This is a genomic window from Acinetobacter sp. NIOH-H-8, from assembly GCF_046635365.1.
Classification (GTDB): Bacteria; Pseudomonadota; Gammaproteobacteria; order Pseudomonadales; family Moraxellaceae; genus Acinetobacter.
Genome location: NZ_JBHDVN010000017.1, coordinates 38743 through 62704 on the forward strand (window position 1 = coordinate 38743; position 23962 = coordinate 62704).

Genomic DNA, 23962 nt, shown 5'->3' on the forward strand with positions numbered 1-23962 from the left:
CTAACATGAGGCTAGGGCAGATCTAGATTTACTGATAATTAGTACAAATTAGAAATCGGCTTTCAGTACGATCCGGTAACGGGCTTTGCCTGAGTGCAGACGTTCAATCGCAGCATTAATTTCCGACATGGGGAATAGCTCAATTTGTGGTGCAATATTTTTACGTGCCGCAAATTTTAATAATTGACGTAAAGCTGCTGGTGAACCTGTCGGCGAGCCAGTCACTGATTTAGCACCACCAATCAGTGAACCTGCAGAAATTTGCATGGGTTCCAGTGGTAAGCCCAGCATATGTACAGTGCCATTTGGTGCCAGTGTTGATAGATAAGCCTGCCAGTCCAATGTGACATTTACAGTACTCATTAATAGATCAAATTTACCACGGAGCGTTTTAATCGCTGCTGGGTCACGACTATTCACTACATGGTCTGCACCCATGGCTTTCAGCTCATCGGTTTTATCCAGATTTGAAGTAAAGGCGGTAATTTCACAACCCCAAGCTTTCAGCAGCTTGATCGCCATGTGTCCCAAACCACCAATACCAATCACACCGACGTGATGAATGGCCTGAATCTGGTGATTCAGAATCGGATCAAATACGGTAATCCCGCCACAGAGCAGGGGGCCGGCACTTTCCGGGTCGAGATCCTCAGGTAAGGGAATTACCCATTGCCAGCCAGCACGGACTTTATCTGCAAAACCGCCTGCATGACCGACGATGGTTGCAACCTGACCACCGGTACACAGCACTTGCTGGCCTGAAATACAAGGATCGCAATGTTGGCAGCTTTCCGCAGTCCAGCCAATACCGACACGTTGACCTACTTTTAGACCTTTGGCTTCAGAACCCAGTTGTGTAATGGTTCCAATGACTTCATGTCCGGCCACCACAGGATATACTGAAGATCCCCAATCATTATTGAGTACTGAAATATCAGAATGGCATAGGCCGCAGTATTCAACTTTCACTTCGACCTGATGCGGCTGAAGTTCACCTGCATCAAATTGATAAGGTTCCAGAGCAGCACCGGCAGACATTGCGGCATAGGCTTGAATAGTATTAGTGGACATAGATTCAGCTCTTATTTGAATGGGAGGATATTGTTTTAAAGTGACAGTGATTTTCATGGTCATCGACCATGCCAACTGCCTGCATAAAGGCATAACAGATCGTAGGACCGACAAACTTAAAGCCTGCTTTTTTTAAGGCTTTGGACATGTTCTGGCTTTCAATGGTTTGTGCTGGAGCCTGACGATAATCTGCAACATCATTATTTAACCGGGGCTGATGGGCAAAGGACCACAACCATGTGACCACATCAATTTCTTGAGATTTAAGCTGTTGCCAGGTCCGGGCATTATCACGAATCGCAGTTAGTTTACCGATATGCCGAATTAGACTAGCATCTTGCAGTTTTGCGGTGAGTTGCTCATCTGTAAAAGAAGCAATCGTTTCAATCGAATATTGAAAGAAATGTTTGCGATAAGATTCACGTTTTCTGAGTACGGTAATCCAGGCTAAACCGGCCTGTTGGCCTTCCAGACACAGCATTTCAAATAGGCGTTTTTCATCATGCAGCGCCTGTCCCCATTCCTGATCATGGTAAGCAGTATACAGAGAATCATCAGAGCACCAGCCACAGCGTTGGATCGTCAAGGGATGCTCCTTTTTTGATTATCTTATAATTTAAATGTCGTCCACTGATCTTGCTGATTGTCCCAGTAGGAGAGTTCTGCCTGCTGCAGATCACTGAACTGGATCCACATATCCTTACCACTTTTATCGGCATAACCAGTACTGATCAGAAGCGCCTCTTCGGTAATTTCCATGATCCAGCCCTGATAGGTCTGGCCATTGAGCACGATTTTCTGTTGATTACCTGATTCAGCAAATTCGACCAGACGGTTGATCAACGCTTCTGACATGTAAACTTCCTAAAATTAACGTAAATATGGATAAGGGTTAACAACACCACGGCCCTTACCATTTAAATAGAGACCATAATGCAGATGTGGCGCAGTATGCCGGGCATTGCCAGTATTACCGACATAACCAATGACATCGCCCTTTTTGACATAGTCACCAACTTTCAGGCCACGCTTATGACCATCCAGATGTGCATAATAATGCCAGGCACCACCTGGACCCAGAATCCAGACTACTTTACCACCCAAATTGTTATTCCGTAAATCCGCGATCAGACCAGGCGTCGCACTGCGAACCTTGGTTCCACGTGGAGCCAGAATATCAATGCCCTCATGCAAACGGCCACTACTACGCGAAGCTCCCCAAGTATCTTTCAATTCACGAGCCTGGACCCGATCTACCGGAATCGGCAGAGAAGAGGGCATACGCATATGATTCAGTTTTTTGACCAGTGCCGGATTAAGCTGAACCGCAGAAGGATGTTTCGGTGCGCTACTACACGCCACCAGAAATAACATCACCAAAGAAAGCCCGACAAACGCAAGAGAATGGCGCAAAATATTTATCCTTAAATGAGGCCAATATGATTCTTCTTGTCCCAGACTATGTCATAAATTTACGGTAGAAATCAATTTTTTCATGGCGGTTGGAATACCTGCATTGACTGCAGTTTCCGGGTTCATCCAGAAGCCTTGTAACTCAATCGCCAGATGTTCCTGCTGATCTGCATCGACTGCAAAAACCATGGCTTCAAGCTGCCAGGTAAAATGGGTGAAACTGTGGCTGATCTGGATCTTTTGTACGAGATTTTTCAGACCCAGTTGCTGGCACAGTTGTTCAAATGTATGAGTGTCTTCAATAATTGGCAGACACCAAAGCCCGCCCCAAAGACCACTATTAGGACGTTGCTGCCATAGCCATTCATCACCTGACTGGATCAACAGCACTTGAGCTGCTTTGACCGGTACCGGCTTTTTGGCTTTTTTAAAGGGCAATTCATTTTCCAGACCCTGTTGATGTGCCTTGCAATGTTGCTGCATTGGACAATACAGGCATAAAGGCTTTTTCGGAGTACAGACGGTCGCACCGAGATCCATAATCGCCTGGGTATAGTCATGATTCCGTTCAACTGGGCAAAGCTGTTCAGCAAGCTCCCACAAGGCACGTTCATGAACCGGTTTAGACAGATCATCTTCGATCGCAAAAAATCGTGCCAGCACCCGTTTGACATTACCATCCATGATCACGCCGTACTGACGTAAACCCAAAGACATTAAGGCTCCCGCGGTTGAGCGGCCAATGCCGGGCAGGGCGATCCATTCTTCTAGGCTCGTCGGGAAATGCCCCTGCCTTGCTACAATACCGGCTGCCTTATGCAAATTGCGGGCACGAGCATAATAGCCCAGCCCAGCCCAATAGGGTGCGACTTCATCCCAAGAAGCTGTACCTAAGTCCTGTACTGTCGGAAAACGTTGAATAAACCGCTCAAAATATTGCAGCACGGTTTTGACCTGAGTCTGCTGTAGCATGATTTCAGAGACCCAGACCTTATAGGGATCATCAGCCACTTGCCACGGCAAATCATGACGGCCATGCACATCAAACCATTCTAAAAGGGCATCTGAAAATACAAACATGAAGATAGAACAAACTGGAAAACGAGGCCTAGTATAACTGAAGAGACCCAGCTAAAAGATGAAAAGTCTGCTAAAACAGCAAGACTGAAAAAGAGTAAAAATGAATAAATGGAAGGGACAAGTGAACACTTCGAAAAGCATTCACTCGGGAAAAAAATTTAAATTCTTATTCTTCAATGCCCCAGCGTGCATCCAGCTTTAATACCTTGCCTTCATAACGTGGGATAATATGAATGTGTAAATGTTCTGATTTTTCCTGAAATACTTCGCCATCATTAAACCCGACATGAAAACCGGAAGGCTGATAGCGTAATTGCAATTCATTACGAGCCTGTTCAAGTAAGGACATCATGCTCTTACGTTCTTTATCTGTGATTTCAAAAAATGACGCCACATGACGTAATGGAGTAACTACATAATGTCCTTTGGACAGGGAGTTGGGTTCAGGTAACACGACAGCAAAATCATTTTTAGCCAGAATATCGTATTCGTCAAAATTACAGTACGGGCAGTTATTTTCAGTCATGATATTGGCTCCTTTCATTGAATTTATTTTTTTCATGTATGACCCAGCTCGATCATGAGCCGGATCAATTTATCTGTTATCAAGCGAGTCGTCGTGCCAGTAATTCATACATGGCAGCCAAGCTTTGTTTCTCTGCTTCAGCATTGTAGCCCAGATCGACACCATTGGCCTTGGCGCGCTCATCCGCAAGCGGGTTGCTAAATCCATGCTTGGCATTTTCAAATACAATTATATTATGCTCGACCTTAGCCGCCTGCATTTCTTCTTTAAAGCTGGCGACATCATCCAGGCTCACCATACTGTCCTTTTCACCATGTAGAACCAGAATTTCTGCCTGTACCTGGCCTTCTTGTGCAGGTGCTTTAGGAGACAGGTTGGCATGGAAAGTAGCCACAGCTTTTAAAGGCGCATTTGAGCGAGCCAGATCCAGAGCCACTTTACCGCCGTAACAGAAACCAATTGCCGCCAGTTTTTCCGGATTGACTTCATCCTGTGCCGCCAAAGTATCTAAAGCAGCTTTCGCACGGTTCACGATAGTGTCCGGATCTTCGAAAGTCTGCATCATCCATTGATAGGCCTGATCAGAGCTGGTGGTTACTTTCTTATCACCATACATATCAATTGCCAGCGCGGCATACCCATGTTCCGCCAGTTCACGGGCACGCTGTTCAGTATAGTCATTGCGGCCCCACCATTCGGGTGCCACGATAACACCGGCTACAGGTGCATCAGTTTCCGGTGCGGCAAAATAACCAATCAAAGTGCTGCCATCCTGCGCAGTATATTGAATTTCGCGGGTCTTGATTGCTGCCATGCTGAAGTCCTCTATTGTTGTTGAATATTTTGATTAAACTATAAAATAGCAAAACTGCTATGAATATACATGAAAAGCTCCAACTAATTCGTTTCTCATCAGTACAAAAAAAGAGAGGCAAATAATTTGCCTCTCTTTTTAACTTTTACAATTAAAGGAATTTTTATTTAATAATTTCCAGTAATTCGATATCAAAAATCAGGGTACTATTTGGTTCAATGATATCTCCCGAACCAATCTGTCCATAGGCCAGATCAGCGGGGATAAAGAAGCGGTATTTAGCACCGACTTTCATGAGCTGTAAGCCTTCTGTCCAGCCAGTAATCACTTGGGTGGTACGGAAATCGACTGGCTGCTGGCGGGCAATCGAACTGTCAAAAACGGTACCATCAATCAGGCGACCTTCATAATGCACACGGACATTACTATTAGCACTTGGTGATTTCCCTTTACCTTCTTTCAGTACCAGGTATTGCAGACCAGATTTGGTAGTTTTAACGCCTGGCTTTTTCGCATTTTCCTGCAAGAATGCTTTGCCAGCTTTGGCATTTTCTTCAGCTTTCTGTTTCAGCACAATCAGTTCTTTGGCATCACTTTGACGTTTATACTGAGTCAGCACTTGGGTCATTTCTTCATCGCTTAAACTGGATTTTTGTCCAGCAGCGGCTGTCTTTAAGCCCTGGCTAAATGCATCTAAATCAAGATCCTTTAAAGTGTCTGCATTACTGCGACCCATCAGATAACCAAAGCTGTAACCAATCTTCTCAGCTTCACTACTTGTATTATTGATCTCTTTAGCAAAAAGGCTGCCTGAACTGAGCAGCAAAACCATTAAACTGATTTGTATTTTCATTATCAATTCTCAAAAATAAAGGAGAGCTGGTCGCTCTCCCTATTTGTATTATTTTACTTCGATTAATTCCACATCAAAAATCAAAGTGCTATGCGGAGGAATCGTACCAGGAACGCCCTGTTCACCATAACCCAGATTTGACGGAATATATAGAGTTGCTTTACCGCCTTCTTTCATCAGCTGCAGACCTTCAGTCCAGCCTGGAATGACCTGATTTAAAGGAAACTCGATCGGTTCACCGCGTTCTACTGAACTGTCAAATACAGTGCCATCTACCAGCTTACCGGTGTAATGTACTTTCACAATTGAAGAGGCTTTTGGCTGTTTACCTGTACCTTCTTTCGTGACTTGGTACTGTAAACCGGAAGCAGTTGTTTTAATACCGGATTTTTTCGCATTTTCGGTCAGGAAAGTATCACTTGAAGCTTGAGCCTGTTTTGCGCTATCAAGCTGCTTTTGCTGCATTTCTTTCTGGAACTGCTCATAAGCTGCCTGTAATTCTTCTTCAGTGTAGGCAGGTGCAGAACGCGCATGTCCTTCACGTACACCGGTCACAAAACTGTTAATGTCCAGCTCAGGAGGAGTCTGATGCGCCACTTCATAACCGAGTGCATAGCTGATTTTAGAGACAGCAGAGGCATCTTTAGATGCTTTTGTAGTTTGAGTAGCAGGGTTTTGAGTTGCATAGTAAACAGGTACTAGCGCGGCACCGCCTAAAAGAACAGCGACGGCAATCGGTAAGGCCTTACTCATGTATTTGTCCAATCTAATGTTATCGTTGAGGTTCAGTCCATCTTAGCAGAAAATTTTAAGAAATCTTGTAGAACGGGTGGTTTTTTAGCAAGTGAATCCCTGCATTTGGTACGGTACAAAAAAGAAAAAACCAGCAATGATTGCTGGTTTTTTTTGGGAGCTATCAGATTAGCTGGTTTTGGCTTTCGGTTTATAACTATATGTATAATCATAGCTATAGCTGCCACCGGCTGAACGCTGGATATCGTTCAGGATCAGACCATTGACAGTACTGCCAGCCTGTTTAAAGCGGTTTACTGTAAGTGCCAGTTCCTTCATCTGGGTTTTTGCATAGCGTGCTACAACCAGATTAAGTCCGACGTATCGGGAAACAATGATCGCATCCGTAACAGCCAGTACCGGTGGAGTATCAATAATAATATGGTCATAGTGTGGAATCAGTTTTTGCAACAACTCCTGGAAGCGTTCTGAATTCAGAAGCTCAGCTGGATTAGTTGCATTTTCACCACAGCTAATGACATTTAAGTTTGGCACATTGGTGGTTTGTACCACTTTATCCAAAGACACGTGTTCATTGAGATATTCAGTTAATCCATACTGGTTATCCAGATTAAAATATTTGTGTATATGACCACGGCGTAAATCTGCATCAATGATCAGTACACGCTTATTTTTCTCGGCCATGATGACGGCCAGATTGCTGGCAACAAAAGATTTTCCAACTTTTGGTGCTGGCCCTGAAATCATCATAATATTGTTTTTGGCCTGGGTCAGGGCAAAATGGCTTGCTGTACGAATGCTTCTTAAGCTTTCAACTGCCATATCATCACTGTGTTTCAGTGCCAATAAGAAAGGCATTTTTTTCTTTTTCAGTAATTTCAGGCCGGGCTTCTGAACAGTAGAGTGCGCGATATTGGCATAGACTGGAAGATCCAGCTGGTATTCGATCTGACTGCTATCTTTCACACCAGAACGTAGCATATTACGGAACAACGCCACCAAGATGCCCAGAAAAATACCAAAACAGAAGGTTAAAAATAAAATCAGAGGCTGTTTCTGTTGAATCTGGTCAACTGGTTCAAGTGCGGTATCAATAATATGAACATTACCGCTTTCACCTGCTTTAGCAACACGCAGTTGCTGATAAGAATTTACCAGATTGGTGTACAGTTGCTGTTTCACTTCAACGTCACGAGACAGTTGTAAATATTGGCGTTGAATCTCTGGAATATTTTTAAGTGTTGAATTCAATTCACGAATCTTGCCATTCACTACGCGAAGTTGGGCGGTAATTTCACGCATGGCTGGATGGGCAGCTGCATACTTGGCACCTATTTCCGCCTGTCGCTGTTCAAGTAGGGCTCTTTGTGATTCTAAATTCACGCTCTGATTTAAATATAATTCCGATTCTCTGGTGATATCAACAGTATTATATTTTTGGCGGAAGCGATTGAAGGCAAACTCTGCATCATCAAGCTGTTTTCTTAAATCCGGCAATTGTTCATCCAGGAAAGCCAGTGTTCGTGCAGTGTCTGTCGAACGGCGTGTAATATTATGCTGGCTGTAAACTGCTAAAATCGTATTCAGGACTTTAGTGATGTGCTGTTTATCTTGACCCTGATAGCGAAGTTGCAAAACGCCGCTCAGATCACCTTTTTCTGTAATCGTATAATTGGCAAGAATAGAATCGATCGCTGCAGGCAATGAGAGCTTTTTCACCTGATAACTGTTATCAAGATTATCTTGAGTAAAGATGGCAATTTTCCAGTCGCCCTGTGCAGCTTTAGCCTCAACCGGCTGGTTTAGTGCGCCTTGAAAGACGATTTCTTCGGTCAGTGGATTGATCAGGCTAAAGCTCTGTTGTTGAAATTTCAGCAGCAGATTTTTATCCAGATAGGATACAGGGACGTCAAACTGACGGATATCAAAACTTTTTTGACCATCCTTAAAGCGTACGGTTTCGGTCTGATATTCAGTTTGAGAAGTTCTGCCTTGAATCAAACGGTTAATAAAAGAGTCTTCAGTGCTGGCAATATGCAGATCCAGATTTAAACGGTCAATTACGGATTCGAGAATCGTACGTGATTTTAAAACCTCAATCTCGGCATTGGATGAAGACATCTGACTCACAATGCTGGATAGGCTACCAAGTAAAGCAGCTGATGAGCCTCTACTTTCTTCGACCTGGACGATTGCATCAACCTTATAGTTAATTGCTGCGGTACGTATGTAAAGCAGCACTACAATCAGGCTGAGCAAACCACATAGCAGGATGAGCTTCCATTGCGCGAGCAGGGAAAAGAACACCCCTTTTAGGTCAATCATATTATCGGTATTGTTATTTTTGTTCATAATTTTACTATCTAAAAGTTTAAAAGTGATTTTTCCAGTCGCTGATGCCATTTTGAATTAACTCAAAAAAGACTGCATCAATGACTTGCTGCCCTGCGAGAAAGGATTCTCAATATTCTGTTTTTTATCCTCTCTGGGTATGTCGAGTCCGCTAAAGACCAGACATTCTGATTCTGATCAGAATAATGTTGTCTTTCATCTAATCTGTTTCATATCTGGTTTTCGGGCACCATGGAGTTACAGGTGAAGTCCATGGAGGAATTAAAAATAGTGTTTTTATTAGTACTAACAGTCATTATTTAGTTGATCCAGCCTTATAGATTTAATCTGAAAGTACGGATAGATCTTATAAATAAATGTTTATTCACTAATTGATGATTAACATGTCCAAAACAGATTGCTAAAAGATTTTTAATTTTCATACTTTCACCTATCGTATAGCTGAACCAGCGACATATGAAAATGGAAGAATCTGGCTCACTACGCGTTCCCAACGGGTCAGACCAGTAGCATCAACATAGACAATATCGTTACTATTCATCTTGAACTGTTTAGCCAGACCAAAATCTCCCAGATTTTTTAGACTTAAGTGATAGATTTCAGTCATCTTGTTGTCAGAATTGCCACGCAAGACATAAATTCGACTCGGATTGGCAGAATATGGATTAATACCTTCGCTTTCACCCAGTACATCAGCGAGCGTCATGCCCTGATCACGAATGGGTAATGGTTTATTGGTGCCGGCTTCACCCATGACATAGATTTTCTGGTTTTCCCGAGGACTGATATACAGGGTGTCATTGGGTTGAATCAGTAGCTTGTGTAAGGAATAACCCGCTTTTTCCAAAGCAATTGTGTTCAGATCATAGGTCACACCTTGGCGTACGAGCTGGATTGAAGTGGAATCACCTTGTTCATTAATCCCACCGGCTAGGCCCAGCGCCGTATACACACTTACCGGCTGATCAGTCAGATAAAATTGTCCAGCTGATTTTACATTCCCCACTACTGAATAACGCTGTCCCTGATAGGAAATTACTCTCACGACCACATCTGGATTATTCAAATAAGGAATTAACAGACGTCGTACTTCCTGATTCACTTGTGGAAGGGTTTTTCCGGCTGCTTTATAACGATTGATGAATGGAAACTGGATATAACCATTCCGGTCAATCTGATAACCATTGTTATTGTCACTTGCTGTAGGAACGGCACTAATTTCGGGATAAGCCCATAGCTGGAAAGATAAAATATCTCCTGGATTCAAGCGGTAATCCTGCACCTCAGTCTGAAATAGAGGAGCATAATGACTGAGATTATGCGTTTGCGCAGACTGTACTACAGGTAATGTATCCTGAGTCAGTTTCACCAGATTGACTGGAGTTCCCAGTTCAGTTTGATAGATTCCTTCTGTCGGTAAATCATACGTTTGAAAGCCGGATGTTGCTGCACATCCAACCAGAGATAGGCTTAAGGTAAAAGTACCTAAAAGGTGTCTATAGTTCACTTGAAACCCCTTTATTTTTATATGTTCAGAATTGGTATTTATTAATAATTATTAATTTTTTTGAATTCGGTTTATGTGATTAACGTCTAAAAAATATAATAGATCACATACCTTGTCTATAGCTATTCTTAAGTCAATTTAACAAGTTTGAGCTGAAATTTAACTGTAAGATTGACGAAAATGGACGTGAAACCGTGATTAAATAAGCTGTAGAGATATAGTGAATTGCTTAAGTTAGCATTAGAATATTAATTGTTTCCAATTGTTATTTTTTAAATAAGTCCTGTTCTTCACTGATAGAAGGAATTAAGCCCTAAAATTAAAATAGAAAAGTATTTTCATATAATTTTTATCTAATCTAGAGGTTTTTTAGATCATTGATTTTTCTTAATATTCAATTATATTTTAATAGAATTTAAAATGCTTTATCTTTATAGTAATCAAAATAATGTGTTGTTAATTAAAATAATATTTAATTAGTTTTGATGATTGTTAAATTAATATTAGTGGAAAATTATCTAAAAAACTTGGAGCCTATATAAGATGGACTAAGTTTAAAAAACATTATCCGGATTTGCAAAATGTAACTACATTTGATGATTAGCTGTTCTATGGGTAGTTTGTGTAATAAAATTAATATATCTTATAGACAAATCAATAAAAACAGACGTGCCTAGACGGCACCAATACATTAAAAATAATTTGTGAAAAGTAAAATAAAAAATATTAAAGGATAATCAAAATGGTGATGAATATATTGGTAACCGGTGGGGCCGGTTTTATTGGATCTGCCGTCATTCGGCATCTCATTAACGAGACTGAACATCATGTATTAAATGTTGATAAGTTAACTTATGCAGGTAATCTGGAGTCACTTATTTCTGTATCGGATCATCCCCGTTATCAATTTGCGCAAACTGATATTTGCGACCATGTATCTTTAACCCGATTATTTTTAGAGTTTCAGCCAGATATCGTTATGCATCTGGCTGCAGAGTCTCATGTGGACCGTTCGATTGATGGTCCGGCAGAATTTATTAATACAAACATTGTGGGAACTTACACCTTATTAGAAGTAGCCCGAAAGTATTGGCAAAATCTATCTACGATTAAAAAGTCTAAATTCAAGTTCCATCATATTTCAACGGATGAAGTATATGGAGACTTAGAAGGTACAACAGACTTATTTACTGAAACTACGCCTTATTTACCAAGCTCACCTTATTCAGCGAGTAAAGCCAGTTCGGATCATTTGGTTCGGGCCTGGCATAGAACCTACGGTTTGCCAGTCGTAATCACGAACTGTTCAAATAATTATGGTCCTTATCACTTTCCTGAAAAATTGATTCCTTTAATGATCTTAAATGCCCTGGATGGTAAGCCATTGCCAGTTTATGGCAATGGTCAACAGATCCGGGACTGGCTTTTCGTAGAAGATCATGCGCGCGCTTTATATCAGGTTGCCACCGAAGGCATCGTGGGGGAAAACTACAATATCGGGGGGCATAATGAAAAACAGAATATTGAAGTAGTTAAAACCATTTGTAAAATTCTGGATGAGCTCAAACCCTGTCCGGAGGGAAAAATTTATGAAAGTCTCATCACTTTTGTTAACGATCGGCCAGGGCATGATTTGCGTTATGCGATTGATGCTTCAAAAATCGAGCGCGAACTAGGCTGGAAGCCACAAGAGTCCTTTGAAACAGGTATCCGGAAAACGGTGCAATGGTATCTGAATAATCTGGAATGGTGTCAGCGTGTTCAGGATGGTTCTTATCAGCGTGAACGTTTAGGGGAGGCAGTATAATGTTAAGAACAACAAAAGGGATTATCTTGGCAGGTGGCTCAGGTACACGTTTGCATCCTATTACCAAAGGAATCTCAAAACAGTTACTTCCGATTTATGATAAACCAATGGTTTATTACCCCTTATCTGTATTAATGTTGGCTGGTATTCGTGAAGTCCTAGTGATTAGTACACCAGAAGATATTGAGGGGTTTAAGCGCTTATTAGGGGATGGTTCGCAATTTGGCATGGAGCTGAGTTATGCGATCCAGCCTCGTCCTGATGGTCTGGCACAAGCCTTTATCCTGGGTGAAAAATTTATCGGTCAAAGCAATGTATGTCTGGTACTAGGCGATAATATTTTTTATGGCCAAGGTTTTACACCGATGTTACGTCAGGCCGCAGCACGACAAAAAGGTGCAACAGTATTTGGCTATCAGGTGAAAGATCCTGAACGCTTTGGTGTCGTAGAGTTCGATGAACAGCAACGGGTAATCTCAATCGAAGAAAAGCCCCAAAATCCAAAATCTAACTTTGCGGTGACAGGTTTATATTTTTATGACAATGATGTCATCCAGATTGCCAAACAGGTCAAACCCTCAGAACGGGGTGAGCTGGAAATTACCTCAATTAACCAGGCTTATCTGGAACGTGGTGACCTAAATGTTGAACTTCTGGGACGTGGATTTGCCTGGTTAGATACAGGTACCCAGGGTAGTTTGCTTGAAGCGGCTCAATTTGTTGAAACCCTCGAAAGACGTCAAGGTTATAAAGTTGCTTGTCTAGAAGAAATCGCCTTGAACAATGGCTGGTTGAGTAAAGAGCAAGTTTTAGCGATTGGTCATACCATGCATAAGAATGGCTACGGTCAATATCTGATTTCTTTGGTGGGGTAATGAGCATGAACTTAATTAAGTGGATTGAATTACCTAACCTGGGAGATCACCGCGGCAGTCTGGTCGTCGCAGAAGCCAATCGGAATATACCCTTCAGTATACAGCGACTTTATTATATTGCTGGTGCTCAACCTGATGTTCCACGCGGATTCCATGCACACAAGCAACTTCGACAGATTGCTTTTGGAATTCAAGGTAGCTGTAAAATGCTGATGGATAATGGCAGAGAAAAACAGGAAGTTTTAATTGCTCAATCTAATAAGGGATTATTGATCCCACCTATGGTTTGGCATGAGATGCATGATTTTTCAGAAGATTGCATCCTATTGGTACTGGCAAGTGATTACTATGATGAAAGTGATTACATTCGTAATTACGACCAGTTCCTAAAAGAAGTAGATCAGACTTTGATTGAGCAGATCACTAAATAATAAAATTAATTCATTAGAATGAAGGCCTTGCAAAAGAAGAAGCTTCAGAAGATAGAATTGTAAAAATAATAATAAATATTAAGGAGATATATGACGTGATTAAGCCGCTTACATCATTGCGTATGTTTTTCGCACTTTTTGTTTTTCTGAGTCATTTGGCTTTTCTAAAAGAAACCAATTATGCCAATATTTTTAATAGTATTTTTGACGAAGGCTTTTTAGGGGTCAGCTTTTTCTTCATTTTGAGTGGATTTATCTTAGCCTACAATTATAAAGAAAAGTTTTTAATCGGAAATATTTCAAAAAGAGAATTTTATATTTCTCGTTTAGCCAGAATATATCCCGTACATATTGCCACAACAGCACTGGTATTTTTATTAACTTTTGCTCAGTCTGGCAAGGGTTGGGAATATTTAATACAGCATGTTTTTCTGATACAAAGCTTTTTTACTTCAGAAGAGATCCATTTCTCATTGAATTCTCCTTCCTGGAGCATCTCGGATGAAATGTTCTTCTACCTGCTGTTTCCATTTGCATTTTTGATTTCTGAAAAAATCAGAAGTTATATTTTTATATTCTATCTTATAGGTATTTTGATTCTAAATATTCAGCTTGATAAAAATCAGGATCACTATTGGTTATATATTTCACCATATGTGCGTTTTTCTGACTTTTTGTTGGGTATTATCCTGTTTGATATTTTTGAAAAATTAAAAGTGGGCTATTCCAAAATTAAGCAACCTGTAGTTATATTTGAATTAGGAGCTATTTTACTTTTTATTTTATTCTTTGTATTTCATAATAAAATAGATATAAGTTACAGGTATTCAATTTACTATTGGTTGCCTATGGCAGCAATTATTTTAATTTTTGCACTGTCTCATGTTATTCAGAAAAAAAGTATAATTACCCAGTTTTTGTCAAATAAATACATGGTGTTAGCAGGGGAAATCAGTTTTTCTTTTTACTTGCTGCATGTTTTGGAAATACAAATTTTAAATTATATAAGAAAAATATTTTCATTGAATATGGACTTAATGCTGTTTTCCTTTTTTATATTTATTGTCACTCTAATCGCTAGCTTTTTAATGTATAGGTTTATTGAAAAACCATTAAATAAGAAAGTAAAACAATTTTTATTGGAGCCAAGATTTAAATCTAAAGGTTACGAACTAAATAAATAGGATTATATTTAAATACTATAGGTATATTAATTTTAATTAATATGAGATTAAAAAATAAATATAAATTTTTATATGAGATTGATAAAAATGATTCCTTTTCTTGATCTGAAAGCGATAAATACTCAATACCGTGATCAACTGATTGCAGCTTGCACTCAGGTAATTGACTCTGGTTGGTATATCTGTGGCAAAGAATTAGAAGAATTTGAGCATAATTTTGCAAATTATTGTGGAACACGATATGCCATAGGTGTTGCTAATGGCTTGGATGCGCTTATTTTAACGCTACGCGCATGGAAAGAATTAGGAAAACTCAATGAAGGAGATGAGGTCATTGTCCCGTCAAATACCTATATTGCAAGTATCTTAGCAATTTCACAGAATAATCTGAAACCGGTACTGGTTGAACCGGATATAACGACTTTTAATATTGATACCAAGAAAATTGAGACAGCCATAACTCCAAAAACAAAGGTAATTTTGCCTGTGCATTTATATGGACAGCTCGCTGCAATGCCAGAAATTATGACCATTGCCAAAAAATATAACTTGCTGGTTTTAGAAGATTCAGCCCAAAGTCATGGTGCTGAAATAAATGGTCAAAAAGCAGGAAATTGGGGCAATGCTGCAGGTTTCAGTTTTTATCCTGGTAAAAACTTAGGCGCACTCGGTGATGGAGGAGCAATTACCACCAACGATGCTGAGTTAGCGCAGATGCTTAAAGCTATACGTAATTATGGTTCACATGAAAAATATAAAAATCTGGTACCGGGTGTAAATAGTCGTCTTGATGAAATTCAGGCTGCAATCCTGAATGTGAAACTTAAATTTTTAGATCAGGAGAATCAGCATCGTCGGCATATTGCAGATCTGTATTTAAAAGAAATTCATAATCCCGCAATTGAGCTCCCATGCAAAAATATAGATACCGAGACTTATGCTCAACATGTCTGGCATTTATTTGTGATCAGAACAAAATATCGGGAAAAATTACAACAATATTTAGCAGAAAACGGAGTACAGACACTCATTCATTATCCAATTCCACCTCATCAGCAGCAGGCTTATCAGGAATGGAATGGCTTAAGTTTTCCAGTTTCAGAACAGATTCATGCGGAGGTCCTAAGCTTACCGATTGGACCAACTTTATCTATGGATGAAGCAAAGCAGGTTGTTCAGTTATGTAATGGTTTTCAGGCATAGATGAATCTATTTAGGACCAGTGTACTGAATGGTGTAGCCGTTTTGATTAAGACCATCACCATGTTTGTACTGAATAAAATTCTGGCTGTATATCTAGGACCTACCGGATATGCAGCGATTGGCCAATTCCAGAATTTTATTCAAATGGTGACGACTTTCGCTGGCAGTGCCATTAATACCGCTGTAGTTAAATATACGGCTGAATATCATGAAGATGAGACTAAACAACGAGCAGTCTGGAAAACAGCAGGAAGTATTGTTTTTCTATTTAGTTTCGTTTTTGCGATTCTCATACTTATTTTTCAAAAGCAGCTGGCATTATATATATTTCAATCACTTAAGTACCAAACGATTTTTATATGGTTTGCTATTTTTTTAATATTTTTCAATTTTAATACGCTATTTTTAGCCATATTGAATGGGAAAAAAGAAATTTTAAAGCTGGTGCTTGCAAATATTGCCGGTAGTTTATTTGCACTTGTGATCACTGGGGTTTTGGCAATCAAGCTGCAGTTATATGGGGCTTTAATTGCATTATCCATTTATCAATCGATTGCATTTATAGTGACATTAATACTCTGTCATAGAGCAGACTGGTTTGAGTTTTCTTCACTATTAGGAAAAATAGACCTAGGAATTACCAAAAAATTTGCCTCATTTATTCTCATGGCATTAGTCAGTGCGATCTGTGTGCCGCTATCGCAAATGTTAATTCGGGCTTACTTAACCCAAGAATTTAGCCTGGCTTATGCGGGCTATTGGGAGGCGATGATCCGTCTAAGCACAGTATATCTTTTGCTTGTAACCACTACATTAGGTGTGTATTACTTGCCGCGCTTATCAGAACTCAATGCAATTGATGAAATTAAGAAAGAGGTCTATTTAGGCTATAAGTTTATTTTTCCACTTGCTGTTGTAGGTGGAATTTGTGTTTTCATACTACGTGATTGGATTATCAAATTATTATTTAGTCCATCTTTTGCCCCTATGCAGGATTTATTTCTTTGGCAAATGATGGGAGATGCCTTGAAGATAGGAAGCTGGATACTGGCTTATTTAATGCTCAGCAAAGCAATGACTAAACTCTATATTTGTACAGAGATTATATTTACAGTGTCACTCATTGCTTTAACTTATATATGTACTCAAGTATTTGGTTTCGAAGGTGTTTCTATTGCCCATCTCATAAATTATGGGCTGTATTGGATCGTAATCAGTTTATTTATATTTAAACAATTAAAATAAAGAGGGAATAATATGATGATAAGTGAACAACCCTTAGTCTCTATAGTTATACCAAGTTATAATCATGAAAGGTTTATACGTGATAGCATCAAGAGTGTCATTGACCAGTCTTATCAGAATATTGAGTTAATTATTATTGATGATGGATCTACAGATGCTTCAGTAGAAAAAATACAAGAATTAATTCCATTATGTGAAAAACGGTTTACCCGATTTGAGTTTAGACATCGTCCAAATAAGGGCTTAAGCGCAACTCTAAATGAAGCATTAGAATGGGCACAGGGGGAATATTTTTCCTCCCTTGCTTCTGATGATATAATCTTAAAAGATAAAATAAAAATACAAACCAAATTTCTAAGCCAGAATAAGAACTGTATAGCTGTATTTGGAGGAGTATCAATTATTGATAATGATTCTAATCTTGTGAAAAATAGAGTTAAAAAAAGAAAAAGTTATACCTTCGACCAGATTTTATTGTTAGAACATGATTTGCCCGCTACTACACAACTTATTCGTACTCAAGCTTTAAAAAAAATAGGTGGCTACAATGCAGAAGTACAAATAGAAGACTGGTATATGTGGCTGCTTTTAGCGCAAGCAGGGGAGTTATGCTATCTTCCTGTGCTTTTTGCAAAATATAGGTTGCATGACAATAATATGCATAAGCAAACGACTCTTATGCACGATTCAAGAATGATGATTCTAAGTGAATATCAGAATCATATTTTATTTAATAAGGCAAAAAAGAGAGCTTTGTGGATTAATGCATTTGAATTAGGGCTATTATCTAAAAAGAAATCATTAGAAAAGATGATAAAAATTTTAAAAGAATATCCTACAGAAATTTTAACATATGATTTTTTTAGATTTTTTTATTGGCTCTTAATAAAAAAAGATTTTTAATAATTAAAAAATTTTATATAAATAATTATATTTTAACTATGTTTAATAAAATAATTTAGTTAGTAATATAAAAATATTAATCATTTCTTTTGCTGATTCTAGGCATTAGATAATAATAAAAGGAATGGATAATGATTATTTTAAATGAAAGTAATTCAAAAAATAATATTATTTTTTTAGATGATATTAATTTAAAAGATAAAGTGGTTATATACTTTATCTTGCTGTCATTTTTCTTATCTCAGTTTTATTTTTGGTCTAGTGGGGTTCCACAATTTAGTCACCTTTTTATTATGGCGGCTATATTTTTATTATTCAGCCGTAGCTCAAAAATAACCATCGAATACTCAAGTGTAGCCTTAATCTTTGTCGCATATACAGTTTGTGTAAATTTTGCTTGGTATTTGATCGTTCTAGATCCCAGTTATATGGTTTCTACCATTTACTGGATCTTTAACTTGTTGTTTTTTTTATTATTAATGAATTTGAGTTCCTCTCAAGTTAACTTTTTTTATGAAAAAATACTGTTTCTTATTCCATTTTCCTATGTAATAGAAATTGCAATCTGGGCAAGTGGATTAGGTCGTTACAATTTTGAACCACGATACAATGGTCTTTTTAATGATCCCAATCAGATGGCATTTTGGGTTTTAACTACCTGTGCTATCTTTTTATATATTTCTGAAAGTAATTTAAAAAAGATAATCGTTTATTTTTTAGCTTTATTCTTAATTCTATTGACCATGTCAAGGTCTGCTTCAATTGGCTTCTTAATGCTGACTTTAGGATTTATATTTAGTCAAAAAGGGGATCTGAATAAAAGAATATTTGTATTTTTTGGCATATTAGTCATTTTTAGTACCCTCAGTTACTTTTTATATCATTTAGGGGCTTTTGATAGTGTGGTTCTGCGTTTTGTCGAAGGCCTGGATCAAAAAGACAGCCAGGCAGAAGGACGAGGTCTTTTTAACTTCCTTGAATATCCTCAATATTTAATTTTTGGTGCTGGCCAAGGTGCGCACTGGTTATATAACCCGAAAGGGAACGAAATTCATTCAACCTGGTTAGGTATACTTTTTTATTATGGGATCGTCGGCATCTCTTTATTTTTAATCTTTTTATATCAAATATTTAAAAAATTATCATTTTCAAACAAGTTGATATTCTTGGGACCGATGCTATATGGGTTTACAACTTATAGTGCACGAACACTCATTTTTTGGTTTTTATTGGCCGCTTTTTTACTATTTTCAAATAATAATAAGGAAGAATAACGATGTATATTTCTATAGGAATACCATTTTTTAATGCTGAAAAATATTTAGAAGATGCGATTAAATCGGTATTAGCGCAAACTTTTCAAAATTGGGAATTAATTCTGGTAGATGATGGGTCAACAGACCGATCTTTAGAGATTGCCCGCTCATTTAATGATCCGAGAATCCGTATCATAGCTGATGGGCATAATAGAAGATTACCCTACCGCTTAAATCAGATTATTAATGAAGCAAAATATGATTTTATTGCACGTATGGATGCCGATGATTTAATGGCAGTCGATCGTCTTGAAAAACAGATTAAAGTACTAAATGAAAATCCAGATATTGATGTCGTAGTCACCAGCTTATATTCAATTGGAGACAAGAATGAAATTTTAGGAAAGAGAATCTATTCTAATCATCAAATGCAACCCAAAGAAATTTTGCAAGGTGTTACTAATATACTGCATCCTTCATTACTTGCCCGAAAGGAGTGGTGTAAAAGAAACCCGTACCAAGTCGATAATTGCTTAGCTGAAGATTATGAACTATGGCTTTCAGCTGCGATAAAAAATGATTTTAATTACGTCGTTTTACAGGAACCTTTATATTTTTATAGAGAAGTTGAAAATGTAAAAAAAGAAAAAATGATCCGTGGTTATAATACCCAGATCGGAGTAATCAATAAATATTATAATAGTACTATTTCCGATCTTGAAAAAAATAAGATTGTTTTAAAGTTTGAAATTAAAAAAATTATTGTAAAAGTACTAAATTTTTTGAACTTAATGCAGATACTACATAAGCGTAGAGTTACATCAGTCTCTGACTCTGATAAAAATTTTTATGCTGCACAATTAGAACTCATAGAGCGTATAAAGCCATGATCTCTAAAAAAATTATCATCATTGGAACGACTGCCTCTAATCTTTACGGTTTTCGCAAAGATTTCATTTTGTCTTGTCTGGCACAAAATTATCATGTTTATGCCTTTGTATCCGAATATACAAATGAGTGGTTGGCCAAAATTCAAGATTTAGGAGTCACCTTAGTGACATATCAGCTTAGTCGAGGAGGGCTGAATCCCTTGGCTGATCTACGTTCAACTTATCAGCTGGCTAAAAAAATAAAAGAAATTCAACCTGATATTGTATTCTCATATTCAACTAAGCCTGTTATCTATGCAACGCTAGCTGCCTATAAGACTAAAGTGCCTTATATTTATGGCATGATCGAAGGACTAGGATCACCTTTTACTATTCATAAATATGGCCAAAGCTTAAAGGCTAAATTCATACGTTTTGTGCAGGTGGCACTATATCGGCTTGCATTTCCTTATTTAGATAAAATTATTTTTTTAAATCATGATGATCCTAAGGATTTAGTCCATCATTATAATTTGCCTCATAAAAAAAATGCGATTGAAGTCTTGGGGCCGATTGGCCTTAATTTACAAGATTATGCTTATACAAAATGGAATAATCAGGAAAATATATCATTTATATTTATAGCTCGATTGATCGCTGAAAAGGGAATATTTGAATATATAGAAGCAGCAAGAATAGTAAAAAGAAAATATCCTGAAGTTGTGTTTAAAATTATTGGTGGATTAGATCCTGAAAATCCAACTGGCTTAAAGCAAGCTGAATTAGATCAGCTAATACAAACAGGTATTATCGAATATAATGGTTTTGTGACTGATGTAGATCAAAGGCTACGTAATAGCGCGGTTTTTGTATTGCCGTCTTATTATCGAGAGGGGGTGCCCCGTAGTACACAAGAAGCAATGGCTGTAGGACGTCCAGTCATCACTACTGATGTTCCAGGCTGCAATGAGACTGTAGTCGATGGGTTGACAGGTTTCCTAATTCCTAAATGGGATGTGGCTGCATTGGTAGAGAAAATGACTTATTTTATAGAACATCCTGAACAAATAAATAAAATGGGCTATCAAGGATTTCTCTATGCTAGAAAGAATTTTAATGCGGATCATATAAACCATAGACTATTACAAATGATGGGCATTAATGGGCTTTAAAAAAAGTAATAGTATTTTTTTAATAAATAGAAAAATTATATTTGATTTAAAAATAATAACTAGGATATAGATATGGGTACTATAATGAAAGAAGACTTAGGTTTTCAAATACATAAATATGAAACTTCAGATAAAATAATATGGAATGAATTTTTATTAAAATGTAAAAATTATCATTTTATGTTTAATCGTGATTTTATGGAGTATCATGCTGATCGATTTGAGGATTTCTCATTGATATTTAAAAATGAAAAAGGGAAAATTGTAGCCTTATTGCCTGGAAATATTAAAGATAATATTTTTTATAGTCATCAAGGTTTAACTTTTGGCGGTTTTTTAATTAATAGAGATATTCATGCCGCTGACATGCTAGAATTATTTAATTTATTAAAAATTTATTTAAAACAAAAAAATATTGATAAGATTATATATAAATGCATTCCTGTTATTTATCATAATTATCCTGCTCAAGAAGACTTGTATGCTTTATTTCGAAATGATGCCAAGCTTTACCGACGAGATATTAGTGTTTCTATTGCTCTAAATGAAGAATATTCATACTCAGAAAGTAAAAGAAGATCAGTCAATAAGCTCAAAAAAAATGGGGTTAGCTGTGAGGAAGTAGAACAGCCTAGTATGGTTTGGGGAGTAATCCGGGAAGTACTCCATCAGCATCATAACCAACAACCTGTACATAATGAAGATGAAATAGATTTATTAAAAAGTCGTTTCCCTAATAATATAAGAGCATATAAATGTTGTCTTGATGGAAATATTGTGGCAGGAGCAGTGACTTTTGAAACTGAAAGAGTAGTTCATACTCAATATTTGGCTAGTAATGATAAAGGTAGAGAGAAAAAGGTATTAGATTATCTCATTGATCATTTAATAGAAAAAAGTAAGAAAAATGCCAAAATATTTGATTTCGGTACTTCTAATGAAAATGAAGGGAAATACTTAAACATTGGATTGATTGATCAAAAAGAAAGATTTGGTGCACGTGGTATTGTGCATGATTATTATAGTATAGATTTATGATCACCTAATTTTAACTTGAATTATTCCACCTCATTATTATTAGAGGTGGATTTCTAGTTTTCTTAAATTTTTTTATCTTATCTGGTTTTATATATTTAAGACGGTCTCAATAGAATAAAAATAACGTTATCTTGATTGTATAATTAATTAGAAATATATTTAATTATCAGATTAAAATAGAATTTTATTGTGATATAGTGCTCACTAATTATTTGTGTATTACATTTTGTCACATTTTATTTAGTGTGAGATTTGCTATATTTTAAAAAATTATTTCTCTTAATAATAAAATATTTTTCATTATTAACTGATCTAGTGTAATTATAAATTATTTATTTTAATTTAATATAAGTGGCTAATATTTATAGAAAAAATATAAACTTAAGTTTTTTATTAGGTGAAATTTAACTAAATTTAGTTAAATATATATTTTAATAAAAATAATAATAATATTTCTAAAAAACTAAAATATGAAATTGGCTAACAATAGTCTCTCTACTTTAATAAAAATACAATTGATATGATGCGTAGATAGACATAGTGAGGTGTTTATTAATGGATCTACAACAAGAAAAAAATAAGATCGAAAACTTTGTAAAAAGCTCTATTACAACACGTAAATCGTTAATTATTGAAAAAGATAATATTTTCTTAAAAAAAAATCTTGTAGAAAAAGAAGGGTATAAGAACCAAATCATTCAATTTTCTCCACGGATAAATAAAGTGGCTAAGCTAGAGAAAAAAAAATCCTGGTATTATCGGGGGAAGAAAGATCTAATTTTAAAAAATGCCTTAACATCTTTTCCTCATCTATATTCTAGTAGTGACCTTTTTAGGAGTGATATAAAAGTTGCTAAGCGATTAATCGATATTATTATTTCTCTTACTGCTATATTTATATTGTTGCCAGTTTTTATCATCATTGCTTATAAAGTACGTAGAAATCTAGGCTCACCAATTTTCTTCTATCAAGAACGACCTGGTAAAAATGGAAAGCTCTTTAAAATGATTAAGTTTCGCTCTATGAGAAATGCATTCGATCAGGATGGTAATCCTTTACCAGATAAATTTCGAATTACACCATTTGGTCAAAAATTACGTTCTACCAGCTTGGACGAAATGCCTCAGCTTATAAATGTCTTAAAAGGTGATATGAGTATTGTTGGGCCTAGACCTCAAATGAAAGAATTTCTAGAACATTATACCGCTGAACAAATGCGAAGACATGAGGTAAAACCCGGCATGACAGGGCTTGCCCAAGTCAGTGGGCGTAATAACTTATCTTGGGAAGAAAAATTCGACTTAGATGTTCAATATGTTGAGCAAAATAACATTTGGCTAGATTTTAAAATTATGTTTAAAACAGCTAAGGTGATGTTTAATCAAGAAGGAATTAATGCGCCAGATCAAGAAGTTGGTGCTGCACGATTTTGTAGAAAGGAGGTCACTGAAAGCCACTTACGTGCAAAAGAAGTGAAATAATTTAACCCGAATCGCGGATAAAAAATTGACTTGAAAAATAAGAGGACTAGAGCCATCAGTTGAGTTACCACACAAAACTTAAAACTCTAGTCCCGATGTTTAATAGTACCGAATTATTTTGCGTAATT

The 23962-nt window shown here is 37.2% G+C and carries 23 protein-coding genes; 12 read left to right on the top strand and 11 right to left on the bottom strand.

Features of this window, described 5'->3' with window-relative positions; genetic code table 11:
* Positions 1 to 48: 48 nt before the first annotated feature.
* From ahr to ACEWB7_RS08870, 11 genes are all read right to left on the bottom strand, one after another.
* Positions 49 to 1071 carry an NADPH-dependent aldehyde reductase Ahr gene (gene ahr, locus ACEWB7_RS08820; RefSeq protein ID WP_411580639.1) on the bottom strand — a complete coding sequence of 341 codons (1023 nt, stop codon included), beginning with the start codon at positions 1069 to 1071 and terminating at the stop codon, positions 49 to 51.
* A 4-nt stretch (positions 1072 to 1075) separates the two neighbouring features.
* On the bottom strand, positions 1076 to 1657 hold the full coding sequence (locus tag ACEWB7_RS08825) for a DNA-3-methyladenine glycosylase I (RefSeq protein WP_179992911.1): 582 nt from the start codon (positions 1655 to 1657) through the stop codon (positions 1076 to 1078).
* Between the two features lie 23 nt (positions 1658 to 1680).
* Positions 1681 to 1926, bottom strand: a complete 246-nt coding sequence (locus tag ACEWB7_RS08830; protein ID WP_004780440.1) for a hypothetical protein — start codon at positions 1924 to 1926, stop codon at positions 1681 to 1683.
* A 15-nt stretch (positions 1927 to 1941) separates the two neighbouring features.
* Entirely contained in the window at positions 1942 to 2445 is a 504-nt protein-coding gene (locus ACEWB7_RS08835; RefSeq protein WP_171431287.1) for a M23 family metallopeptidase, read from the bottom strand.
* 90 nt (positions 2446 to 2535) lie between these two features.
* On the bottom strand, positions 2536 to 3564 hold the full coding sequence (gene mutY / locus ACEWB7_RS08840) for an A/G-specific adenine glycosylase (protein WP_125279707.1): 1029 nt from the start codon (positions 3562 to 3564) through the stop codon (positions 2536 to 2538).
* Positions 3565 to 3730: 166 nt separating this feature from the next.
* A complete protein-coding gene (locus ACEWB7_RS08845) occupies positions 3731 to 4090 on the bottom strand; it encodes an HIT family protein (protein WP_005233203.1) in 360 nt (119 codons plus the stop codon).
* Between the two features lie 79 nt (positions 4091 to 4169).
* Positions 4170 to 4904: a dienelactone hydrolase family protein gene (locus ACEWB7_RS08850; protein WP_411580641.1), complete on the bottom strand. Its 735-nt coding sequence runs from the start codon at positions 4902 to 4904 to the stop codon at positions 4170 to 4172.
* A 163-nt stretch (positions 4905 to 5067) separates the two neighbouring features.
* Complete coding sequence (locus ACEWB7_RS08855) at positions 5068 to 5757, bottom strand: FKBP-type peptidyl-prolyl cis-trans isomerase (protein WP_005233205.1); 690 nt, start codon at positions 5755 to 5757, stop codon at positions 5068 to 5070.
* A 48-nt stretch (positions 5758 to 5805) separates the two neighbouring features.
* Positions 5806 to 6510, bottom strand: a complete 705-nt coding sequence (locus ACEWB7_RS08860; RefSeq protein ID WP_323713627.1) for an FKBP-type peptidyl-prolyl cis-trans isomerase — start codon at positions 6508 to 6510, stop codon at positions 5806 to 5808.
* Between the two features lie 168 nt (positions 6511 to 6678).
* On the bottom strand, positions 6679 to 8862 hold the full coding sequence (locus ACEWB7_RS08865) for a polysaccharide biosynthesis tyrosine autokinase (protein WP_411580642.1): 2184 nt from the start codon (positions 8860 to 8862) through the stop codon (positions 6679 to 6681).
* A gap of 430 nt (positions 8863 to 9292) precedes the next feature.
* Positions 9293 to 10369, bottom strand: coding sequence for a polysaccharide biosynthesis/export family protein (locus ACEWB7_RS08870; protein ID WP_034170758.1), 1077 nt, complete (start codon positions 10367 to 10369; stop codon positions 9293 to 9295).
* Positions 10370 to 11117: 748 nt separating this feature from the next.
* Here ACEWB7_RS08870 and rfbB point away from each other — a divergent pair.
* The 12 genes from rfbB (at position 11118) to ACEWB7_RS08930 (ending at position 23834) form a co-directional block, all read left to right on the top strand.
* Complete coding sequence (gene rfbB, locus ACEWB7_RS08875; RefSeq protein WP_411580647.1) at positions 11118 to 12176, top strand: dTDP-glucose 4,6-dehydratase; 1059 nt, start codon at positions 11118 to 11120, stop codon at positions 12174 to 12176.
* Positions 12176 to 13051: a glucose-1-phosphate thymidylyltransferase RfbA gene (gene rfbA, locus ACEWB7_RS08880; protein ID WP_104426847.1), complete on the top strand. Its 876-nt coding sequence runs from the start codon at positions 12176 to 12178 to the stop codon at positions 13049 to 13051. The genes rfbB and rfbA overlap by 1 nt, the downstream gene beginning before the upstream one ends.
* Before the next feature lie 5 nt (positions 13052 to 13056).
* A complete protein-coding gene (locus ACEWB7_RS08885; protein WP_180012109.1) occupies positions 13057 to 13482 on the top strand; it encodes a sugar 3,4-ketoisomerase in 426 nt (141 codons plus the stop codon).
* A gap of 95 nt (positions 13483 to 13577) precedes the next feature.
* A complete protein-coding gene (locus ACEWB7_RS08890) occupies positions 13578 to 14666 on the top strand; it encodes an acyltransferase family protein (RefSeq protein WP_411580643.1) in 1089 nt (362 codons plus the stop codon).
* Between the two features lie 87 nt (positions 14667 to 14753).
* Entirely contained in the window at positions 14754 to 15869 is a 1116-nt protein-coding gene (locus ACEWB7_RS08895; protein ID WP_180131029.1) for a DegT/DnrJ/EryC1/StrS family aminotransferase, read from the top strand.
* Positions 15870 to 17114, top strand: coding sequence for an O-antigen translocase (locus ACEWB7_RS08900; protein WP_180002622.1), 1245 nt, complete (start codon positions 15870 to 15872; stop codon positions 17112 to 17114). It abuts the gene before it with no gap.
* A gap of 15 nt (positions 17115 to 17129) precedes the next feature.
* Positions 17130 to 18017: a glycosyltransferase family 2 protein gene (locus ACEWB7_RS08905; RefSeq protein WP_180012101.1), complete on the top strand. Its 888-nt coding sequence runs from the start codon at positions 17130 to 17132 to the stop codon at positions 18015 to 18017.
* A gap of 131 nt (positions 18018 to 18148) precedes the next feature.
* Positions 18149 to 19291, top strand: coding sequence for an O-antigen ligase family protein (locus ACEWB7_RS08910; protein WP_180002623.1), 1143 nt, complete (start codon positions 18149 to 18151; stop codon positions 19289 to 19291).
* Positions 19292 to 19293: 2 nt separating this feature from the next.
* Positions 19294 to 20163: a glycosyltransferase family 2 protein gene (locus tag ACEWB7_RS08915; protein WP_180012099.1), complete on the top strand. Its 870-nt coding sequence runs from the start codon at positions 19294 to 19296 to the stop codon at positions 20161 to 20163.
* Positions 20160 to 21314, top strand: a complete 1155-nt coding sequence (locus ACEWB7_RS08920; protein ID WP_411580644.1) for a glycosyltransferase family 4 protein — start codon at positions 20160 to 20162, stop codon at positions 21312 to 21314. Before ACEWB7_RS08915 ends, ACEWB7_RS08920 begins: the two co-directional genes overlap by 4 nt.
* Before the next feature lie 72 nt (positions 21315 to 21386).
* Positions 21387 to 22352, top strand: coding sequence for a GNAT family N-acetyltransferase (locus tag ACEWB7_RS08925; protein WP_411580645.1), 966 nt, complete (start codon positions 21387 to 21389; stop codon positions 22350 to 22352).
* Positions 22353 to 23195: 843 nt separating this feature from the next.
* Entirely contained in the window at positions 23196 to 23834 is a 639-nt protein-coding gene (locus ACEWB7_RS08930) for a sugar transferase (protein WP_411580648.1), read from the top strand.
* Positions 23835 to 23962 lie beyond the last annotated feature (128 nt).

Bases quoted from the DNA above. Each gene is read 5' to 3' on its own strand.
- ahr (WP_411580639.1), bottom strand. From the start codon at position 1,071: ATGTCCACTAATACTATTCAAGCCTATGCCGCAATGTCTGCCGGTGCT.
- ACEWB7_RS08830 (WP_004780440.1), bottom strand. From the start codon at position 1,926: ATGTCAGAAGCGTTGATCAACCGTCTGGTCGAATTTGCTGAATCAGGT.
- ACEWB7_RS08835 (WP_171431287.1), bottom strand. From the start codon at position 2,445: ATGTTATTTCTGGTGGCGTGTAGTAGCGCACCGAAACATCCTTCTGCG.
- mutY (WP_125279707.1), bottom strand. From the start codon at position 3,564: ATGTTTGTATTTTCAGATGCCCTTTTAGAATGGTTTGATGTGCATGGC.
- ACEWB7_RS08845 (WP_005233203.1), bottom strand. From the start codon at position 4,090: ATGACTGAAAATAACTGCCCGTACTGTAATTTTGACGAATACGATATT.
- ACEWB7_RS08850 (WP_411580641.1), bottom strand. From the start codon at position 4,904: ATGGCAGCAATCAAGACCCGCGAAATTCAATATACTGCGCAGGATGGC.
- ACEWB7_RS08855 (WP_005233205.1), bottom strand. From the start codon at position 5,757: ATGAAAATACAAATCAGTTTAATGGTTTTGCTGCTCAGTTCAGGCAGC.
- ACEWB7_RS08860 (WP_323713627.1), bottom strand. From the start codon at position 6,510: ATGAGTAAGGCCTTACCGATTGCCGTCGCTGTTCTTTTAGGCGGTGCC.
- ACEWB7_RS08865 (WP_411580642.1), bottom strand. From the start codon at position 8,862: ATGAACAAAAATAACAATACCGATAATATGATTGACCTAAAAGGGGTG.
- rfbB (WP_411580647.1), top strand. From the start codon at position 11,118: ATGAATATATTGGTAACCGGTGGGGCCGGTTTTATTGGATCTGCCGTC.
- rfbA (WP_104426847.1), top strand. From the start codon at position 12,176: ATGTTAAGAACAACAAAAGGGATTATCTTGGCAGGTGGCTCAGGTACA.
- ACEWB7_RS08885 (WP_180012109.1), top strand. From the start codon at position 13,057: ATGAACTTAATTAAGTGGATTGAATTACCTAACCTGGGAGATCACCGC.
- ACEWB7_RS08895 (WP_180131029.1), top strand. From the start codon at position 14,754: ATGATTCCTTTTCTTGATCTGAAAGCGATAAATACTCAATACCGTGAT.
- ACEWB7_RS08900 (WP_180002622.1), top strand. From the start codon at position 15,870: ATGAATCTATTTAGGACCAGTGTACTGAATGGTGTAGCCGTTTTGATT.
- ACEWB7_RS08905 (WP_180012101.1), top strand. From the start codon at position 17,130: ATGATAAGTGAACAACCCTTAGTCTCTATAGTTATACCAAGTTATAAT.
- ACEWB7_RS08910 (WP_180002623.1), top strand. From the start codon at position 18,149: ATGATTATTTTAAATGAAAGTAATTCAAAAAATAATATTATTTTTTTA.
- ACEWB7_RS08915 (WP_180012099.1), top strand. From the start codon at position 19,294: ATGTATATTTCTATAGGAATACCATTTTTTAATGCTGAAAAATATTTA.
- ACEWB7_RS08920 (WP_411580644.1), top strand. From the start codon at position 20,160: ATGATCTCTAAAAAAATTATCATCATTGGAACGACTGCCTCTAATCTT.
- ACEWB7_RS08925 (WP_411580645.1), top strand. From the start codon at position 21,387: ATGGGTACTATAATGAAAGAAGACTTAGGTTTTCAAATACATAAATAT.